The sequence below is a fragment of the Clostridium frigidicarnis genome (genome assembly GCF_900111985.1).
GTDB lineage: Bacteria > Bacillota > Clostridia > Clostridiales > Clostridiaceae > Clostridium_Z > Clostridium_Z frigidicarnis.
The window spans coordinates 1-23,075 of record NZ_FOKI01000011.1 but is presented as its reverse complement, the minus strand read 5'-3'; the positions used below and the strand labels follow the sequence as shown (position 1 = coordinate 23,075).

Genomic DNA, 23,075 nt, shown 5'->3' with positions numbered 1-23,075 from the left:
GAGAGATTTTAGGTTTATTTAAAGTAGAAGCATATTAAAGAAAAAGATTTTATTATAAAAATAAGTTTGTAAATAAAAAACATGTTATTTTAAACTTTATAAAAGAAAGAGGATATATATGAATAGAGGAAATATTTATACATTTGATAGTCAAGAATTAATTAGTGCTAAAAATTATTGGTTGGAGAATTTGAAAGGAGAGCTTGTGAAAAGTTCAATACCATTTGATTTCAAGGAGAATGGCTTTAGTAATAATGAGAGAATGTATTTGGAGTTTGATATACCAAAAGAGCTATCATCAAAGGTTCTTAGAATTAGTAATGGTTCAGATTTAAGATTGCATAGTATTTTAGTTGCAGCTTTTAATACATTAATTTATAAATATTTAGCATTAGAAGATATTATTTTAGGCGTACCAATTTTAACTGAATTTATAGATGAAAACTTGGTCAATAAAATTCTTCCTATAAGAAGTAAAATTGATAAAGAAATAAGTTTTAAAGAGTTGTTAATACAAGTAAAAAATAAGATAAATGAAGCTAATAAGAATCAAAACTATCCAATTGAAAATATATTTTATAAGTTGGATTTAAAGGTAATACATAATACACATCCATTAGTAGACATAATTATTTTGCTTGAAAATATTCATAGTGACAAAAATATAGAAACATTAAATACTAATATAAAAATAGCTTTTTCTAGAAATGAAACAAATATTTCAGGTAAGTTAGACTTTAATGCAAAAGTGTATACAAAAAAAACTATGGAGAATTTAGTGAAGAATTTCATAAGTTGCTTTCAAGCATGTATTAACAATATTGGCATAAAACTATCTGATGTAGAGTTATTGTCAAAAGATGAAAAATATTTAATATTGAATGTTTTTAATAATACTAAATTAGATTATGATAAGCAGAAATTAATACATGAGTTTTTTGAGGAACAAGTAGAAAGAAGTCCTGAAGCAATTGCAGTAGTATATGGAAAAAACAAATTGACTTATAGAGAATTAAATGAGAAATCGAATCAGCTTGCAAGACTTATAAGAAATAAGATTAAAGATAAACCTAATAAAAATCATAATTATGTAATTGGAATTATGGTAGAACGATCTCTTGAAATGATTATCGGGATATTTGGTATATTAAAGGCTGGAGCTGCATATTTACCTATAGGTTATGATTATCCTTTAGAAAGAATTAAGTATATGATAGAAAATAGTTCTGCAAGTGTTTTACTCACTCAAAGAAGTTTAAAGGATAAGATTCAAGAAAAATTAGAAGTTATTTGCCTTGATGATAATAATATATATCAAGGTGATAAAGATAATTTAGAAAAAATAAACTCTTCTAAAGACTTAGCATATGTTATTTATACTTCTGGGTCTACAGGAAACCCTAAAGGTGTTATGATAGAACATTACTCTGTTATAAATAGATTGAATTGGATGCAAAATAAATATCCACTTGATAAGAATGATGTGATAATGCAAAAAACTCCAATAACTTTTGATGTTTCTGTATGGGAATTGTTTTGGTGGACATTTGTTGGAGCACAAGTTTGCTTAATCAAGCAGGGAGAGGAAAGGAATCCTCAATCCATTGTAAATACTATATGTAATCATAAAATTACTACACTTCATTTTGTACCTCCTATGCTAAATGTATTTTTGGAATATAGCATAAATAATGGTGTAGAAAAATTATCTAGTTTAAAACGTGTTTTTTCAAGTGGAGAGGTCTTAAATGTTAATCAAGTTGTTAAATTTAATAAAGAATTAAATGCTAAGTATAATGTAACATTACATAACCTATATGGTCCTACAGAAGCTACCGTAGATGTAACGTATTTTGATTGTACACCATGGAATCAAAGGAAAATTGTGCCTATTGGAAAGCCTATAAGTAATACTAATATTTACATATTAGATGGAAATGATAAACTCCAACCTATAGGTATCGAAGGAGAAATATGCATTTCTGGGGATGGAATTGCAAGAGGATACTTAAATAGGGAAGACCTTAGTAAAGAGAAATTTGTTATTAATCCTTTTGTATCTGGAACTTATATGTATAGAACAGGAGATATAGGCAAGTGGTTGCCAGATGGTAATGTTGAATTTATTGGAAGAAAAGACTTGCAAGTAAAAATAAGAGGATTTAGGATTGAACTTTCAGAAATTGAATATCAGTTATTAAAAATTAAAGAAGTAAAAGAAGTTGCAGTTAAGGACTTTACAAATAAGGAGGGCATGAAATATATTTGTGCATATTTGGTTAGTGAGGGTAATATTGATATAGATTCAATAAGAAATGCACTTGCAAATGAATTACCAGATTACATGATTCCTTCATATTTTGTTAAACTCTACAAATTAACATGTAAAGCAAATGGAAAGATTGATAAACAAGCTTTACCAGATCCATTAGAGTGTGCTTCTATTGGAGTAGAATATGTAGCACCAACAGATGAAATAGAAGAAAAATTAGTTGCGATTTGGAGTGCTCTTATTCATATAAATAAAATAGGCATAAATGATCCATTTTTCGACATGGGTGGAAATTCTATAATGTTAGTTAATATGCATTCTATGATAGAAAAAGAGTTTAAAGTAAATATAACAATTGCTGATTTATTCTCATATCCTACAATTAGGCAGTTAGGAGATTTTATAAGAAATAATATAAAAGGTGAATCTAATAATGTAATTAGATTAGATTCATTTATTTTACCAGAAGAATATTATGCAACTTCTTGGACTCAGAGTAAACAATCATCATTTCAATTTGAAGTAGATTTGGAAACAATAGATAAAATGAAAAATATTGCTATAGAAGAAAACAGTACTTTGAATGATATATTTGTATCTTTATATGCTTATTTATTCTATAAGATAACTAATGAAAGTAATATATTTGTACAAACAGCTATTTATGATATTGATAAAGTAGTACCAGTAAAATTTGAGTTTGATTCAATTACTAACTTCAAAGAAATGTTTGGAGTAGTAAGAAAAACTATTAATAAAGAAAATGAATTTTATCATAAAAATGGATATGTAAATAAAACCATAAGTTATCAAAATGAGAGAAGTGTATATTTATTTTTCTATGATAATGAAAATATTACAAGAGATTTTATTAATTCTGACAGCTTGAATATTGTTATGTCAGTTGAAAAGATTGATGGGAGAGTAATATATTACTTAGAGTATAATAGTAAAGTTTTTGATAGTCACCATATGGAGAATTTTGTACAAAACTATATAAATTTAATAAATTTTATAGTCAATAAATAAATTTTTTTGGATTATTTTCATATAAACTAAGTTAAAAGATAATAGGGAGAAATGTTATGGAGAAAATGGCAATTCTTTTTTCAGGCCAAGGTTCTCAGTATGTAGGGATGGGAAAGAGTATATACAAAGAATTTAGTGTGGCAAGAAAAATTTTTGAAGAGGCTAATGATATTTTAAATTTTAAATTAAGTGATTTATGTTTTGACGGATCTATATTAGAGCTAAATAGAATAAGAAATATGCTCCCAGCCATATTGACTGTAAGTATAGCAACTTTTAAGGTATATATGGAACAGGTTGGTATTGAACCTAAATTTCTTGCTGGACATAGTTTGGGTGAATATTCTGCATTAGTTTGTAGTGAGGCAATAAAATTTGAGGATGCACTTAAGCTTGTTAGAATGAGAAGCATTTTAGCAGAGAAAGAAAACGATATTGAAGATGGCACTATGACAATTGTAGATGAAATTTCAGTCGATATTGTAAAAGAAGTTTGTTCAAGATTGTCTGGTAATGGAAAATTAGCGTCAATTTCATGTTTCAACTCTAAGAATCAAGTTGCAATTTCTGGACATAAAGACATAGTTACAAAAGTCGAGGATAGTTTGCTTGAACTTGGTGCCAAAGTTACTCCGTTATTTACTGGAGTTGCTATGCATAGTCCTTTAATGAGTAGGGCTGCAACAATGTATAAGGAACAGCTAAAACAATATTCATTTAATAAGCCAAAATATAAAGTAATATCTAATATTAATGCATTACCATATTTAAGTCAACAATGTATAGTTGATAATCTTACTGAGCATATGATTAGACCTGTTTTGTGGAATGATACGATTCAGTATTTAAAAAATGAAAATACAAGAGTTGGTATAGAAATTGGACCTCAAAGTATATTGAAAAATTTGATTAAGGATAGTAATAGTTCTGTAAAAATGTTTTCGTATAACCAAAAAAGTGATAAAGACTTATTAGTTAATTTTTGGAAGAGTGGAAAGAATGATAAAAGTATAAGTTTTGTAAGCAGATGTTTAGCTATGGCTGTTTGCACACAAAATAAAAATTGGAATGAAGATAAATATAAAGAAGGTGTCATAGAGCCATATAACAGAATTGGAGAGATTCAAAGCAAGTTAGATGAAACCGGCGAATTACCATTGCAAGAGGAAATGAATGAATCAGTTGAATTATTATATAAAATTTTAACAACTAAGAATGTACCTATAGAAGAGCAAATTTATAGATTTAATATGATATTTAAAGAAACAAATACACAGGATATTTTTCAAGAATTTATAAAAAGGAGATATGGTATAGAGTATGGAAAATCTAAGGTTTGATGATTTCAATTTGAATAAATCTGAAATTAATAAGAGTAACATAAAAAAAATAAATAAAAATGATATTGCAATAATTGGAATATCAGCTAAGTTGCCTAAAGCAGATAATGTCAATGATTTTTGGAAAAATATTAGAGATGGAGTAGATTGTATAAGTTCAATTAGTGATAATAGAGCCGATGATATTTCTAGTTATTTTAGAAAGAAAACCGGCAAGATCAATGAGTTAAAATTTGAAGAAGGCGCTTATCTAGAAGAGATTGATAAGTTTGATTATAAGTTTTTTAAATTATCACCTAAGGAAGCTAGTGTAATTGATCCAAATCAAAGATTATTTCTTGAAACTTCTTATAGTGTAATAGAAGATGCTGGTTATGGAGGAAAAAAGATTCGTGGTACTAAAACGGGAGTATTTGTAGGAGCTATGTGTGATCCAGAATATAAGAGGATGATAGCAGAGGCTGAACCAGAATCTTTACCTATTTCAGTACCAGGAAACCTACCAGCAATAATTGCAAGTAGAATTTCCTATATCTTAGATTTAAAAGGTCCAAGCATGGTTGTAAATACAACATGCTCTTCTTCATTAGTAGCTGTCCATATGGCATGTGATAGTATTAGAAAAGGAGAATGTGAAATAGCTATTGCAGGTGGGGTTCAGATATATTTATTGCCTATAAGACAAGTTAGATTAGGGATAGAATCTTCTGACTCAAGGACGAAGACATTTGATTTTAGTTCAGATGGTACGGGTGGAGGAGAAGGAGTAGCTGCAATATTACTTAAGCCTTTGTATAAAGCTATAAAGGATAGAGATAATATATATGCTGTAATTAAGGGAAGTGCAATAAATCAAGATGGTAGTTCTATAAGTCTAACAGCACCTAATGCTGTTGCGCAAGAAGAGGTTATTTCAAAGGCTTGGGTAGAGTCAGGAATAAATCCTGAGACAATATCATATATTGAAGCTCATGGAACTGGTACAAAGCTTGGAGATCCAATTGAGGTAGATGGGTTAAAGAGAGCATTTAGAAGATATACAAAGAAAACTCAATTTTGTGCAGTTGGATCTGTTAAAACTAACCTAGGGCACTTAGATAGTTCAGCTGGCATTGTTGGATTGATAAAAGCAGTATTAGCATTAAAAAATAAAATGATTCCTCCTATAGTTCACTTTAAAAGACCTAATCCTAAAATTAAATTTATAGAATCACCATTATATATTAATGATATTTTAAAGGAATGGAAAGAAGGTGAATTTCCTAGAAGATGTGGGGTTAGTTCATTTGGGATGAGTGGTACAAACTGTCATGTTGTTTTAGAAGAAGCACCAGAAGTTGAAGGGAATATAGTAGAAAATGAGTTTAATATATTAACTGTTTCAGCAGTTACAAAGGAATCACTTATAAATCTATTAAAGGGGTCTAAGGCTTATATATATAGTATGAAAGAAAGTAATATTAATGATGTTTGTTATACAGCGAATACTGGAAGACATCATCATAAACATAGAATTGCTATTATTGGAAAATCAAAGAATGATTTTATAGAAAAAATAGAAGCTTTAAATTTAGAGGCTTTTGAAAATATAAATTATGGTCATGTGTATTATGGGAAACATGACGTGAGATCAAAAGATAATGGCAAAGAAGGGGTTAAATATATAACCACTGACATGCAAAATGAGCTAAGCAATTTAGCTAATGATAGTATACGAAAATATATAGATGAAAAAGGTATAACTGATCTTGAAAGATTATGTGATTTTTATATAAAGGGAGCAGATGTAAACTGGGAGTTACTTTATAGTAATGAAAGAAATAGGAAACTAAGTTTGCCTACGTATCCATTTAAAAAAGAAAGATGTTGGATTAATCTTTCATGTTGTGATGAGACACTAGAACAATATGATGATAATTTCTACTTTAAAACCATATGGGAAAATTATGAGCCTAAACAAACAAACAATATTAAATTAAATAAGAAAATATTATTATTAAAAGGTAGAAAACAAAAGGTTAATGACCTTGTATATGATTTAAAAATGCAAGAATATTCTGTTATAGATGTAGAACTTGGAAAAAAGTTTAAGAAGATAAGTAATGATAAATATATAATTGAAAATACTATAGATAACTATTCAGAACTTTTTAAAGAGATTGATTTAAATAATATAGCTTATATCATTCACACTTTTACTATTAATGAATGTGAAGCAATTAATACTCTACCTGAATTTGAACAAACACAAGACATGGGAGTTTATAGCTTGTTTTACATGCTTAAGGCACTACCTTTAAGTAGGGTTAGTGAAAAAATTAATATTATTATATTAAGTGAATTTGTTAATAAAATAACAAACAGTGATAAATGCATAAAGCCACAAAATGCTACTTTATTTGGATTAACTAAAAGTCTTATATGGGAATATCCTCAAATAAATTGTAGATGTGTAGATATAGATGAATTAACTAATACAAGTTCTTTAACTAATGAAATAATAAGCGATTCTAGTGATTACATTGTGGCATATCGAAATAATAAAAGATATATCGAGGTACTTGATAAATTAAATATTGAAAATAGAACCATAGATAACTTTACAGTGAAGGAAGATGGTGTTTATGTTATTACTGGTGGGCTTGGAAGGATAGGAATAGAAATTGCTAAATATTTAGCTTCTAAAGGTAATATAAATATAATTTTAATAAATCGTACTAGTATGCCACGTAGGTTAGAATGGAATAAGATCATTAGTGATGGATGTGATGAAAAAGTTAAAAAAAGAATTCTTGATATAATTGAAATAGAAAAAAATGGATCGAAAGTTGAATGTGTTTCTGTAGATATATGCGAAGAAAATAAGTTTATTAAAGTATGTGAAGAAATTAGAAATAAATATAAAAGAATAAATGGTGTAATCCACAGTGCCGGTGAAGGTGTTGGGGCTACAGGAAGTCCAATTTGTGAAGAGGATGAAGAGATATTTACAAAAGTATTATTACCTAAAGTTAAAGGAACTTTAATATTAAACAATGCTCTAAAAGATGATAAATTAGATTTTTTCATTATGTTTTCGTCAGTTATAACACTTATGGGAGGCGTGGGAAGTAGTCATTATACTGCTGCAAATTATTTTTTAGATTCATTAACTTCATTTAGAAATAATCAAGGTATGAGAACTATAACTATAAATTGGCCAGCATGGGATAAAGATAATTTAATTAAAGATGCTAAAATAATTGAGAAAAAACAATTATTTAACATTTTACAACCAAGTAAGGCAATAAATTGTTTTGATAAGGTCATAAATTCAACAGAATCAAAAGTAATAGTTGGAAATTTAAATTATGAGAGTGATGTATTGGAATTGAAGAATCTATTTCCATTCAAATTATCAGATGATTTGGAGGCTAATCTAAATAAGTATAAGAAAATAAGTAATAGTATAGATAATAAAGATAAGTGTATGACCATGGAACAAGAAAAAAATAATGATTATAGCTATACTGGAATTGAGAAAAGTATCGCTGATATTTGGCAAAAGGTATTAGGCTTTAACGAGATTGATATATATGATAACTTTTTTGAAATTGGTGGGGATTCAATATTAGCTTCTAGAGTATTTACTCTAATTGATAAAGAGTATCCAGGAAAAATTAAGTTAATAGATTTATTTTCTTACACAACAGTTTCGAAGTTATCAGAATTTATTGCATCAAAGTTTAAATGTGAATATGTGAATCAAAATAAAATAGAGAATTGTGAGTGTAAGGATATAGAGCAAGATGATGTAAGTGATTTAATTAGTAAACTTCAAAATGATGAATTAAATATAGATGAAGTAGTAAATATGTTTAATTTAATGGAGGGAAAAGATGAGTGATAGTATTCATTTAATTTTTCAAGGAATTAAAAATGGAAAAATAAATAAACAATTAGGGGTAGAGTTATTAGAGAGTATTAAAAAGGATAAAAAAAATAACATTAGTTCAAATGATATAGCTATTATAGGATTATCAGTAAGGTTACCTAATGCAGAAAATGTTTCGGAATTTTGGCAAAATCTTAAGTGTGGACTGAATTGTATTGATGAATTTCCAAAATACAGAAGACAGGACATGGATAGATATAAAGCATATATTGGAAAAAATAAAGATGGTAATTATTGCAAAGGAGCTTATTTAAAAGAAATAGATAAGTTTGATTATAGATTTTTTAACGTGACTCAAAAAGAAGCAAATCTAATAAGTCCTAATCAAAGAATATTTCTTGAAACTTCATTTGAAGCTCTTGAAGATGCTGGTTATGGTGGTAAAAGGTTAAAAGGAACACAAACAGGTATTTTTATTGGTTTTAGTGGAGATGAGATATATGACTATAAAAAGATGATACTAGATATAGATCCTAAATCTATGTCTAATGGGTTTGCTGGAAATTTATCATCAATAATTGCAAGTAGATTATCATATGTGTTAGATCTAAAGGGTCCAGCAATGGCTATTGACACAGCTTGTTCTTCTTCATTAGTGGCATTGCATATAGCATGTCAATCAATTAAAAATGGTGATTGCGATATGGCTATAGCTGGAGGTGTAAGAATAAATCTTTTAAGGATTGAAGGAGAATTAAATTTAGGTATACAAGCTTTTGATGGTAAAGCTAAAACTTTTGATGACAGTGCTGATGGAACAGGTTCAGGAGAAGGATGTATTGCTTTGGTTATAAAACCTTTAAACAAAGCGATTAAAGATAGGGATAATATTTATGCAGTTATTAAAGGGAATGCAATAAATCAAGATGGAAATTCAATTGGAATTTCAGCTCCAAACGTAGAGTCACAGGAAAATGTTATTGTTAAGGCATGGAACAATGCGGGGATAGAACCAGAGACTATATCTTATATTGAAGCGCATGGAACAGGCACAAAATTAGGAGATCCTATTGAAATAGATGGTATACAAAGGGCCTTTAGAAGGTATACAAGCAAAAATCAATTTTGTGCAATTGGTTCTGTAAAAACTAATATGGGACATTTAGATCATGCTTCTGGTGTACTAGGCGTGGTAAAAGCTACCATATCGTTGAAAAATAAAATGATACCTCCAATTATTAATTTTAATGAGCCAAATAGAGAAATTGATTTTGAAACATCCCCCGTTTATATAAATGATACTTTAAAAGAGTGGAATAATAATGGTTCAATTAGAAGATGTGGTGTTAGTTCTTTTGGAATAAGCGGAACAAATTGTCATTTTGTTTTAGAAGAAGCACCTAAATTAGAAAATGGTGTAGGTGATGATCAAAGTAATTTTAAAGTATTTATTTTATCAGCTAAAACGCAAGAAAGTCTTGAGCAACTTATTGTAAGATATCAAAATTCAACAGAGAGTTTTAAAAATTTAAATTATAGAGATATATGTTATACATCCAATATAGGTAGAGGGCACTATAATTATAGAGTGGCTATAATTGTAAAAGATATTAAAGATTTAATAAGAAAAATACAATCATTAAGAATAGGGTGTCTTGAAAAGATTAATGATAAGGAAATGTTTTATTCTAAACATAAAATAGTTCCAGAAATAAAACCAGTAAAAGAAACTTGTGAATTTACACAGCGTGAAATTAATGAATTAAGCAGTAATATTAATATTAAAATAAATAAAAAATGCATGGATTATGAATATATAGTTTCTGTTTGTGAGGCTTATGTTAAGGGTGCAAATATCGAATGGGAGAGGTTTTATAGCAGAGAAAAAAGAAATGTAGTGAGTTTACCAACATATGCCTTCGAAAGAAGAAGATGTTGGATAGATTATGGGAATATAAATACACAAAATATGAATGAACAAAGTGTTAATACCAATGATATAAGTTATAACAACAAATCAGCAAATGGTAAGGAGGAAATTAAGGTTATGGAAGAAGTTAATGTTGAAAATAATAAATTGAATAGTAAGAGACTTGACGGTATTCTTGATAAATTACAGGATATTTTATGTGAATATACTGGATTAATGCCTAATGAGATAGATTTTTATTGCGATTTCCAAGAGATTGGATTAGATTCAATGCATATGATTGAAGTAATGAATGCAATTAAAGATACTTTTGGGAAGGAAATAGCAATAAGTAAATTTTACAAGGAGCTTTCAAGCCCTTATAATTTAGCTCTTTATCTTGAAAGCACAATGGAGGAAGAAATAGATAATACAATTAATAACAGTATAATTGAAAAGAGCAGCAATGAGGTATTAATTGATAATGAAAATAGTACAAAAATACAAATTGATAATAAAGAAACTTATGTATCAGCTAAAAGTGATATCCAGAATGTAATAAATCAACAACTTCAGATTATGGCTCAACAGTTAGAATTGTTAAAAGGCAATGTACGTGAAGTTGAAACTACCATAAATCCTTTAAAGATAGAAGAGGAAAAAGAAAAACCAGTGATAAAAATTGAGGAACAAGTTAATAAAAAACAAAAAATAAAAGAAACTGAAAAAATAAACATACCTTATGTTCCATATCAAAAATTGAACATAAAAGGTAGTACTTCAGATAAAGTTGAACAACAAAAGCATATAAGTGCATTAATAGAAAGATACACTAAACGTACAAAAGGAACTAAACAACTTACTCAAGAATATAGACATGTATTAGCTAATAATAGAAATGTAGCAGGTTTTAGACCATCAATAAAAGAAATGGTATATCAACTCATTGTTAAGAATGGACATGGTAGTAAGGTGTGGGATGTTGATGATAATCAATTTATTGATATATCGATGGGATTTGGAACATACCTTTTAGGACATAAACCTTCATTTATAATAGAAGCAGTTGAGAAGGAATTAAAAAATGGAGGAGTACTTGGTCCAATGACATCACTTGCTGGTCAAGCTGCAAGCTTGATTTCAGAATTGACAGGAGCAGAAAGAGTAGCATTTTATAATTCAGGAACAGAGGCAGTAATGGTAGCAGTAAGACTAGCTAGAGCCTGTACAGGACGCTCTAAGATTGTTATGTTTTCAGCAAGTTACCATGGTACCTTTGATGGAATTCTAGCAAGAGCAAGTATGGATAAATCAGGGCAAAAATCACATGCAATTCCTATGGCACCAGGTGTACCAGATAGTGTTGTAGAAGATGTTTTAGTTTTGGAATATGGTAGTGAAGAAGCATTAGAAACAATAAGAATGAATGCGCATCAAATTGCAGCTGTTTTGGTTGAGACTGTACAGAGTAGACGTCCAGATTTTCAGCCAAAAGAGTTTTTAATGGAATTGAGAAAAATAACAGAAGAGTCAAAAACTGCGTTAATATTTGATGAAGTTATTACAGGATTTCGTATTCATCAAGGTGGAGCTCAAGCATGGTTTGGTATTAAGGCTGATATGGTTACCTATGGGAAAATAGTAGGTGGCGGAATGCCTATAGGGGTAGTAGCAGGAAAGGCTGAATATCTTGACTCTGTTGATGGAGGCATGTGGAGTTTTGGAGATGATTCATATCCACAAAATGAGGATAAAAGAACTTTTGTTGCAGGAAGTTTTTGTCATCATCCACTTGCTATGGCGGCTTCTATAGCAATGTTGACATATTTAAAAGAACAAGGGCCACAACTTCAAGAGAAGTTAAATAATAAGACTGCTAAGATGGCAGAAGAATTAAATGCATTTTTCCGTGAAGAAGATGTACCTATAGAATTAGTTCATTTTGGATCGTTATTTAGATTTGCATCAAGAAAGAATATTGAGCTCCTATTCTATTATATGCTTGATAAGGGAGTGTATGTATGGGAAGGGAGAAATTGTTTTTTATCTACATCTCATTCAGATGAGGATGTAGCTTATATAATTAAGGTTGTTAAAGAAAGTATAAGAGAGATGCAAAATGCAGGTTTTTTTTTAAAAAAATCTAATAATTGCAAAGACAATATAGATATATTTAAGTTGACAGAAGAACAAAAACAGTTATGGTTTCTTACACAGATTGGTAGAGAGAAATCTATAGCATATAATGAAGCTATCGTATTAGAACTACATGGTAAATTGAATATTGAAGCTATGAATAAGGCACTTCAATCAGTAGTAGATAGACATGGAGCACTTCGAACTGTTATATGTGAAGATGGAGAGAATCAGAAGGTTTTGCCATATATTAAAACAAATTTATCATTAGTAGACTTTTCAAATCTTGAGGAATCAGAACAGAAAAAAGAAATAGATGAATGGTTTCAAAAAGAAAGTAATACAGCATTTATACTTGAAGAAGGACCGTTATTCCGTGTATGTATAATTAAGTTAAGTCATGATAGATACAGATTGGTTCCTATTTTTCATCATATTATAGCGGATGGGTGGTCAATCAATATTTTCTTGAAAGAATTAGAAGAGTTTTACCTTGCAGAGATTAATGGAAGGGACTATAAACCTAAAGAAGCTAGACAATTTAGAGATTATACATTGTGGCAGGAGAGTCAAAATGAAGGAAAAAGTTTGGCTGAAACTTATTGGATCAAGAAGTTTAATAAGGTAATACCAGATATTAAATTACCTACAAGTTCTTTGCAGAAGCAATTTAATAATTGTGAAGGAAAAAATGACTATATTGAATTAGGAGCTGAATTTACTAAAGAGATCAAAAATTTTAGTAAGTTAAATAAAAATACAGTATTTGTTACTTTTTTAGCAGGTGTTGCTGTGTTAATGGATAGATTATCTGGACAAAAAGATATAGTGTTAGGAATTCCTACTTCTGGACAAGTATTAATGAGAGCTGCTGATTTGATGGGACAGTGTGTAAACATGATTCCACTTTGCGTTGAAGTTAAAAATGAGTTGAATTTTTGTGAGTATGTAAATTATATAAAGAATGAAATGATGGATGTATATGAAATTCAACGTTATTCTGTTGCAAAGATATTAAGCGAATTGAAGGAACAAGGAAAAATAACCAATATACCTAATGTGAATGTTATGTTTAATATGGATTTACCTGTAGATAAAACAAAATATATGGATATGGAAACAGAATTTGTTGCATATCCTGCAAAATATGTAAAGCATAACATAAGTATAAATATTGTAGAAATAGAAGGGAAAATAAGAATAGATTATAGTTTTAATGGCGACTTATTTGAAGAAAATATGGTTAAGTATTGGATGGAATATTTAGTATATTTATTGGCGCAAGGAATGAGAAATCACCAAAATAAAATTTCTAATATACCATTAATAACACCTTATGAATTTCATGGAACATCATTAAAAGAAATAAATCATAAGAATATGTGTATTCAAGATTTTTTTATGCAAGTAGCAAAAGATTATAGTAAAAAAACAGCTATATCATATAAAGAAAAAAATTTAACTTATGAATATTTAGAGAATAGCTCAAGTAAAGTGGCTAATTATATTATTAATTTAGAGTTGAATAATGAAAATACGATAGCTATATATTTAAAAAATCCATTAGATATAATAGTGGGTATATTATCTGTATTGAAATCTGGTAAATCATATACTATTTTAGATTCTGAAAAGAATATATGTGAAAAGTTTACTACAATATTAACAGATTATGTTCTATTAGATAAGATTGAAGATAAAAATTGTAATTTAATTTTACTAGATTTAAACAAAAAAGAAATATACAACCAAAATGTAGAGTTAATAAACAACAGAGTATCTCCTAATGATATAGCAACTATAGTATATGGTAAAGATGAAGAAAATTCTATTAAGAAGGTAAGTATATCACATCGTGCACTATGTCAACAATATATATCAATTAAAGAGGTATTAATGATGAAACCAGGAGATAAAATACTTCAAATAGGAAAAGTATGTTCAAATATAACATTAGAAAAAATATTTGCAGCACTATTTAATGGATGTGAAGTTGTTTTAGAGAATAATAATGATATGTTTGACTTAGAACAAATTCAAGAATATAGTGTTGATGCATTATGTATCACTACAGATATATTTAAAAGTATTTTAAAAGAAAAAGTTCAACTAAATAATAGGATAAAGGTAATTTCAGTTAGTGATGGGTTATTATTAAATGAACACATAAAAGATTTTAAGAAAAGTTCACTAAGTGAAATTAAGTTAGTGTACACTTATAATCCATCAGGAATTCCAGTTACAATTACATTCTATGATTTTAAGGATGATAGGAATTTTCAAGAAATATTAAAAAGAGTACCAATTGGTAAACCAATATATGATAATCAAATTTATATACAAAACGATGTACAGTATGATATGCCAGTTGGAGTACCAGGAAACTTATGTATATCGGGAGGGTGTTTTGAAAATACACAATTATCAAACAAAAAACAGTTATATGAAGTTAAAGAAATAGCTAGATTTTTAGATGATGGAAACTTAGAGCTTATATGTACTAAACAAAATTATAAACAAAAAGATTATATTGATATAGCTTTAATTAAAGATATTTTAAATCTTAATGAAGATATAAAGCAAAGTTTTATTAAGGAAGTATATATTCAAGAAAAAAATGAGAAGATTTTAGTAGCTTATTTTGTAAGTAACAAAGATAAAAAGGTTGATATTGAAAAACTTGCAAAATATATAAAAAGTAGAAGCTTAAAATCTAGAATTCCATCATATTTTGTACAAATAGATGAAATACCGCCATTAAATGATAGTAAAGTTGCAGTAGGTAAACTACAAATAATAGAACAGGTGTATGATAATACACAATTAAGTGAGAGTGAAATTAAGTTGATAAAAATATGTGAAGAAATACTTAATATTAAAAATATAAGTATAGAAGATGACTTGTTCGAATTAGGAGTAAATTCATTAATAGCAACAATACTTATATCTAAAATTCATAAAGAATTTAATAGAGAAATTTCATTTAAGGAACTATTTAAACTATCTACACTGAGAGAGTTAGCACATCTTCTTAAGTCAACAAAAGAAACTATTTATTTAAATATAGATAAGATAGAGAAAAAGGAATTTTATGAGGCAACATCAGCTCAGAAAAGATTGTATATGATTCAAAATTTTGATAAAGCTAATGTTGCATATAATATGCCTATAATATTTGAAATGGAAGGAAAAATAGATAAAGACAAAATTGAAAGAACTTTATATCAATTAGTAAATAGACATGAAGCTTTAAGAACATATTTTGATATTATAGATGGAGAAATAGTACAAAGAATCAATGAGTTTTATGAATTTAATTTAATAAAGAAGCAAGATGATGATATAGAAAAGATTATAAAAAATTTCATAAGACCTTTTGACTTGAATAAAGCACCATTATTTAGAGCTGAGTTAATAACATGTAGTGAGAAACATTACTTGCTTATAGATGTGCATCATATAATATCAGATGGAGTGTCTGTAGAGATATTAACAAAAGAATTTGTAGATTTATATGATGAAAAAATATTAGAATCACTAAAATTTCAATATAAGGATTTTGCAACATGGCAAAACAATTTTTTAAAATCGGAACAACTAAAAAAACAAGAAGAATATTGGATCGATGCATTTAGTGGACAAGTGCCTACTTTAAACTTGCCTTACAGTTATGAGAGGCCAGCAATTCAAAGTTTTGAAGGTAGATGTATAAATTTTCAAATTGATGAAAAGATTACGATGGATCTTAGAAAACTTTCAAAAGAAACTTCAACAACAATGCATATGGTATTATTGTCTGCTTTTAATATACTTTTATCAAAATATAGTGGACAGGAAGATATAATAATAGGAACTGCAATATCAGGAAGAACACATTTTGATCTTCAAAATATAATGGGAATGTTTGTAAATACATTAGCTTTAAGAAATAGGCCAGAAAGAAGCAAGAGATATATAGATTTCTTAAACGAAGTTAAGGAAAATTCTTTAATGGCATATGAAAACCAAAGTTATCAATTTGAAGAAATTATTGAAAAGTTAAATTTAAAGAGGGATATGAGCAGGAATCCGTTATTTGATGTAATGTTCAATATGGAAGATGGTGATGAGGTTACTAGTATTCAATTAAACGACGCTTTATTAAAAATATACAATATTGAAAGTAAAGTATCTAAATTTGACTTGGTTTTAAATGTGCTAGATAAAGGTAATACGTTAAAGTGTAGCATAGAATATTGTTCAAAACTCTTTAATAAGGGTGCAATAGAAAGATTAATAAATCATTATTGCACAATAATAGAGAAGATAGTGAATGATTATGAAATAAAGATATGTGAAGTTGATTTATTACCAGAAAGTGAAATGAAACAAATCTTACATGAATTTAATGAAACAAATTTAGAATATAATAAAGAAACAACAATACAAGAATTATTTGAATCTCAAGTGGAGAAGACTCCAAATAATATAGCATTAGTATTTGAAAATGATAAATTAACTTATGAAGAATTAAATGAAAAAGCAAATAGTATTGCAAGTATATTGAGATGTAAAGGGGTTAAGGAAAATTCAATAGTTGGAATAATGGTGGAGAGATCATTAGAGATGATAATAGGTATAATAGGTATATCAAAGGCTGGTGGTGCGTATTTACCTATAGATCCTAAATGTCCTAAAGACAGAATAGATTACATGATATCTGATAGCAATGCTACGATTTTATTGTCAAAAAACAATCTAATACGTGGTAAGAGTTTTGATTGTGAAGTATTAGACTTGAGTGATAAGGAATTATTTGATAATTATAGGGATAATCTTGAGAGAATAGGAGAATGCGGGGATTTAGCATATATAATATATACATCTGGAACTACGGGAGTGCCAAAAGGAGTTGCTATAGAACATAGAGGTATAGTTAACTTAATAAATGTTTTTAGAAATGATTTTAATATTGATTCAACAAAAAAAATATTACAATTTTCAAATATAGCATTTGATGCTTCTGTTTATGAGATTTATATGGGGCTGTTATTTGGAGCACAGTTGCATATTATATCTGAGGAAGTATTAATGAATACATCTAAATTAAATGATTATATAAAATCCAAGTATATAAATGTATTGACTTTACCACCATTCATTGCGAATGAAATTGATTTTGAGGAATCTAAGGTTGAATTAATTATAACAGCTGGAAGTGAAGCTAAAAAATCAATGGTTAGCAAAATTCCTAGAGAGATTCAATATATAAATGCTTATGGACCAACAGAAACAACGATATGTGCAAGTATATGGAAAAGAGATGAAAATGTACGTGAGTTAGTTCCAATAGGTAAACCAATAAAAAATACTAAGATATATATTTTAGATAAGAATAATAAATTGCTACCAATAGGGATACCAGGAGAGCTATGTATAAGTGGAGACGGAGTTGCAAGAGAATATATAAATAGAAGAGAATTAACTTTAGAGAAGTTTATAGATAATCCATTTGAACAAGGTACAAAGATATACAAAACAGGGGATTTAGCTAGATGGCTACAAAGTGGAAATATAGAATTCTTAGGAAGAATAGATAATCAAGTTAAAATAAGAGGATTTAGAATAGAGCTTGGAGAGATAGAAAATAAATTATTGCAGCATGAGCATGTTAAAGAAGTTTTAGTTATAGTGAGAGAAGATAAACAAGAAAAATATATTTGTGCATATATAGTAAGTGAAAAAGAAATTGATAAATCAATTTTAAGAGAATATTTGAAAGAAAAATTACCAGAATATATGATTCCAACATACTTTGAATATCTGAAAAATATTCCATTAACATCCAATGGTAAAGTTGATAAAGGAGCTCTTCCTATGCCGAATTTGGAGGATAAATTAAATGAGTATGAAGCTCCTGAAAATGAATTAGAATACAAATTATCAAATATATGGAGTAATGTTCTAGGGAAATCGAATATAGGTGTAAATGATAACTTTTTTGATTTAGGGGGACATTCACTAAAAGCAATGAATGTATTAGCTAAAATTCGCAAGCAGTTAAATAAGGAAATAGGTTTAAATGAATTATTTAAAGCACCAACTATAAGAGAATTAAGCAAAATTATTGAAAGTGCAGAAGAAAATCCTTATTTTAAAATTGAAAAAGCAGAAGAAAAAGAATACTATGAAGCATCCTCGGCCCAAAAGAGGATGTATATGGTTCAAAAATTTGATAAGGAAAGTACTGCATATAACATAAGTGTTGCTTTTCAAATTGATGGTAAATTAGATTTTATTAAGGTAGAAGAATCAATTAAAGGATTAATAAAGAGACATGAAAACTTAAGAACTGCATTTAAGGAAGCTGATAACAATATAACCCAAAAGATATATAACGTTGAGGATATTAATTTTACTTTACAACAAACTAATAAGAATAATGATGAGGAAATAGACAACATAATTAATTCTTTTGTTAGACCTTTTGATTTGAGTAAGGCACCTACATTAAGAGCTGCACTTATAAAAATAACGGAAGAAAAACATATATTAGTATTTGATCTCCATCACATAATTGCAGATGGAACAACTATGTCTATACTAGCAAATGAATTTTCACAAATATATTTAGGTAAAGTTTTAAATCCATTGAATATTCAATATAAAGACTATTCTGAATGGCATAATATGTTTATAAAGAGCAATGAATATAAAAATCAACAGAATTATTGGATAAATGAGTTAAAAGATAAAGCACCAGTAATAAATATACCAACAGATTTTCAAAGACAAAAAATAAAGCAATACAATGGAGAGAGTTTAGAGTTTATATTACCACAAGAAATAATACCAAGTTTAAAAAGTATTATGAATAAAACAGAAACGACACTCAATATTTTATTAATGTCTATTTATAAAATATTGTTATCTAAATACAGTAATCAAAAAGAAATACTAATAGGTACTGCAGTAGCAGGAAGAAATTTAGATGATTTCGAAAGTATTGTAGGTATGTTTGTTAATACTTTAGTTTTAAAATCTACTATTAGAGATGAAGATACTTTTGAAGAGTACTTGTTGCAAGTAAAGGATAAAACTTTTAAAGCTTTCAAAAACCAGGATTATCAATTTGAGGATTTAATAAGTAAATTAAATATACCCAAAAATTTAAGTAGAAATCCTTTATTTGATTTTATGTTTGTAATGCAAAACACAAAAGAAAACAAATTGATTATGAATGATATGAAATTAAAGGAGTATAAATTAAAAAGCAAAGCAGAAAAATTTGATATGACAATGAGTGCATATGATTCAGGAGAAGGAATATATGCAACAATAAGTTATGATAAGCAACTATTTAAAAAGGAAACTATTGAAACCTTTGCAAAGAATTATATAGATATGTTAAGTCAAATTGCTGTTAACTCAAAAGTAAAATTATCTGAGATGAATGTAGTTAATGACTTTGAAACTATAGAAAACATCGAATTAGATGATGATTTTGATTTTTAAATATAAAAAATTATAATTTAGTAAAATAAAAATACACTTCAGGTAAATTTTACTTTATCTGAAGTGTAAATTATAAGTAGCTGCATTTAAATTTGGATAAAGTTAAATTTAAAATAAAATGGGGTTTTGTATATATGGAGAGAAATATAAACATTGATATTGTAAGTAATATGATGCAACGAGAGAGAGAGTTTTGGAAATCAAAATTAAACAATGAATTCATTAAAACAACAATGCCTTTTAAGAATTATGAAAGCAATGAAGGATACACTAATAAGGTAACCGTTCATGGTATAAAAGAAGACAATTTTAGGAAAATACAAAAAATATGCAGAAATTCACAAGAGAAAATATTTATGTTTTTATATTCAACATTAGTAGTGTTAGCTTATAAATACACAAACAATAAATATATAGCTATAGAATCGCCTATATTTAAGCAAAAAGAAGATAAAAATGTAATGAATTCAGTAGTTCCTTTTTTTGAAGAAATTTTAGGAACTTATACTTTTAAAGAAGTATTATTAAAGGCAAAGAGTACCATAGAGCAATCTTATGAGAATGGAAGTTATCCTATTAATAAAATATATGATTTAGTGGATGAAGTAAATTATGATAAAGAGTCCCCATTAACAGATATTGTATTTTTAATGGATAATCTGCAAGATAAAAAGTTAATAGAAAATTTAAATGGAAGACTAAGCTTTATATTTTCATTGGAGGAATATGGAATATATTTAACTCTTCAGTATAATAAAGAGTTTTATATTAATGAGGCAACAAATAAAATTTTTGAACATATTGAAAATATATTAGAGAGTGTACTAAATAATGTAGAGATACAAATTGATCAAATTGATATTTTGTCAAAAGAAGAAAAGGAATTGTTATTAGTAGGATTCAATGAAACTAAGAAAGAATATTTTATGGAAAAAACAATACAAGAACTATTTGAGGAACAAGTAAAAAAAACTCCTAATAAAGTTGCTCTGAAATTTGATGGCAGAAAGATAACATATGATAAATTAAATCAAAAAGCAAATGCTCTTTCAAAAGTATTACGTAAAAAAGGAGTAAAATCGGATGATATAGTTGGTATATTTCTTCAAAGATCTGAAGATATGATTGTAGCAATGTTAGCTATACTTAAATCAGGAGCTGCATATTTACCAATAGATCCTAATTATCCTATAGATAGAATTAATTTTATTTTAGAAGATAGTAGAGCTCCTATTGTAATAACAGGTTCTAAGTGGAAAAGTCATGTCACTTATGATGGTATGATTGTTAACATAGATGAAATTGAGGTGGATAGAGACTCAAATAATCCTATAGTATTAAATAATAGCAATGATTTAGCGTATGTGATTTATACATCAGGGTCAACTGGAAATCCTAAAGGGGTTATGATAGAACATAAGCAGGTTAACAATTTTATTGAAGGTGTAGCTAATGAAACGAACATTATAAAACATGAAAGTATATTGTGCATAACAACCATATCCTTTGATATTTTTGTTTTAGAAACATTATTACCAATTACTAAAGGGTTAACGGTATCCATAACAAAAGATGATATAAGTATAGATGGAGATTTGATTGGAGAAATAATAGAGAAAGATGATATAAAAGTAATTCAAAGCACTCCATCTAGAATGAAATTGTTTTTACAAAGTAGTAGGTTTAGAAAGAGTTTAGAAAAGGTTAAAGTTTTACTTATTGGAGGAGACACATTACCTATTACTTTATTAAATGAGTTGAAAAAATACAGTTTAGACATATATAACATGTATGGTCCTACTGAGACTACTGTATGGAGTACTATAAGAAAAATTGAAAATGAGGATAGGATAAATATAGGTAAACCAATTCAAAACACCAAAGTATATATATTGGATAAAAGATTAACATTGAGGCCAATAGGGGCTATAGGAGAAGTATATATAAGTGGTGATGGAATAGGAAGAGGATATTTAAATAACGAGAAATTAACAGAGCAAAAATTTATCTTAAACCCATTTGAATGTAATGAAAAAATGTATTCAACAGGAGATGTAGGAAGATGGCTACCAGATGGAAATATAGAATTATTAGGAAGGATAGACTACCAAGTTAAGATAAGAGGATTTAGAATTGAACTAGGAGAGATAGAGAGTAATTTACAGAAACTTGATGGAATAAAAGAAGCAGTAGTATTAGCTAAGGGAGAGATTACAAATCAATATTTGTGTGCATATTATGAATCAGAAGAAAAGTATAGCAGCTATGAGCTAAAAGATTTTCTTGAGAAAGATCTTCCAGAGTATATGATGCCATCATACTTTATTTATTTACAAAGTATGCCATTAACTCCAAATGGAAAAATAGATAGGAAGCAATTATTAAAAATCGAAGAAAAAATAGATAGTATAGATGAATATGTAGCACCAACAAATAAAATAGAAAAAAAGCTAGTGGAGATATTCGAAGAGGTATTACAAATTAAAAATATTGGTATAAATGATAATATATTTAATACTGGAGCACATTCGTTGACAGTAGCTATACTAGTAGGAAAAATTTACAAAGAGTTTAATGTTGAAATTTCAATGAAAGAAATATTTATGTTACAAACAATAAAAGAAATAGCTCAATGCATAGAATCAAAAGAAAATAGGATATTTCAAGGTATTGAAACAATAGAGAAAAGAGAATACTATGAAGCATCATCATCACAAAAGAGAATGTATATAATTCAAGACTTTGATAAAGAAAATGTAGCTTACAACATGCCTTGCATTTTTGAAGTTCAAGGTTCTATTGATAAAAGTAAAATAGAAGATACATTTAAAAAGTTAGTTTTAAGACATGAAGCATTAAGAACTTATTTTGAAATTGTTGATGGTGAAATAGTACAAAAAGTAGTAAGTGATTATGAGTTTAGCCTAAACAGCAGAAGGGAAACAAAACCTATAGAAATAGTGATAGAGAACTTTATAAAACCTTTTGATTTACGCAAATTACCATTGTTTAGAATAGAAA

5 protein-coding genes are annotated in these 23,075 nt (G+C 27.8%); all 5 read left to right on the top strand.

What is annotated here, in order from left to right; all coding sequences use genetic code 11:
- Nucleotides 1-118 precede the first annotated feature (118 nt).
- Nucleotides 119-3,301 (top strand): non-ribosomal peptide synthetase, encoded by a 3,183-nt coding sequence (locus tag BM119_RS08505; protein WP_090040575.1) that lies wholly within the window; start codon nt 119-121, stop codon nt 3,299-3,301.
- Between the two features lie 56 nt (nt 3,302-3,357).
- Nucleotides 3,358-4,641 (top strand): ACP S-malonyltransferase, encoded by a 1,284-nt coding sequence (locus BM119_RS08500; RefSeq protein WP_090040573.1) that lies wholly within the window; start codon nt 3,358-3,360, stop codon nt 4,639-4,641.
- Nucleotides 4,622-8,527: an SDR family NAD(P)-dependent oxidoreductase gene (locus tag BM119_RS08495; RefSeq protein WP_090040571.1), complete on the top strand. Its 3,906-nt coding sequence runs from the start codon at nt 4,622-4,624 to the stop codon at nt 8,525-8,527. The genes BM119_RS08500 and BM119_RS08495 overlap by 20 nt, the downstream gene beginning before the upstream one ends.
- Entirely contained in the window at nt 8,520-20,054 is an 11,535-nt protein-coding gene (locus BM119_RS08490; protein WP_090040569.1) for a non-ribosomal peptide synthetase, read from the top strand. Before BM119_RS08495 ends, BM119_RS08490 begins: the two co-directional genes overlap by 8 nt.
- Nucleotides 20,055-20,188: 134 nt before the next feature.
- A partial coding sequence (locus BM119_RS08485; protein WP_143087310.1) for a non-ribosomal peptide synthetase occupies nt 20,189-23,075 on the top strand: 2,887 nt, incomplete at its 3' end.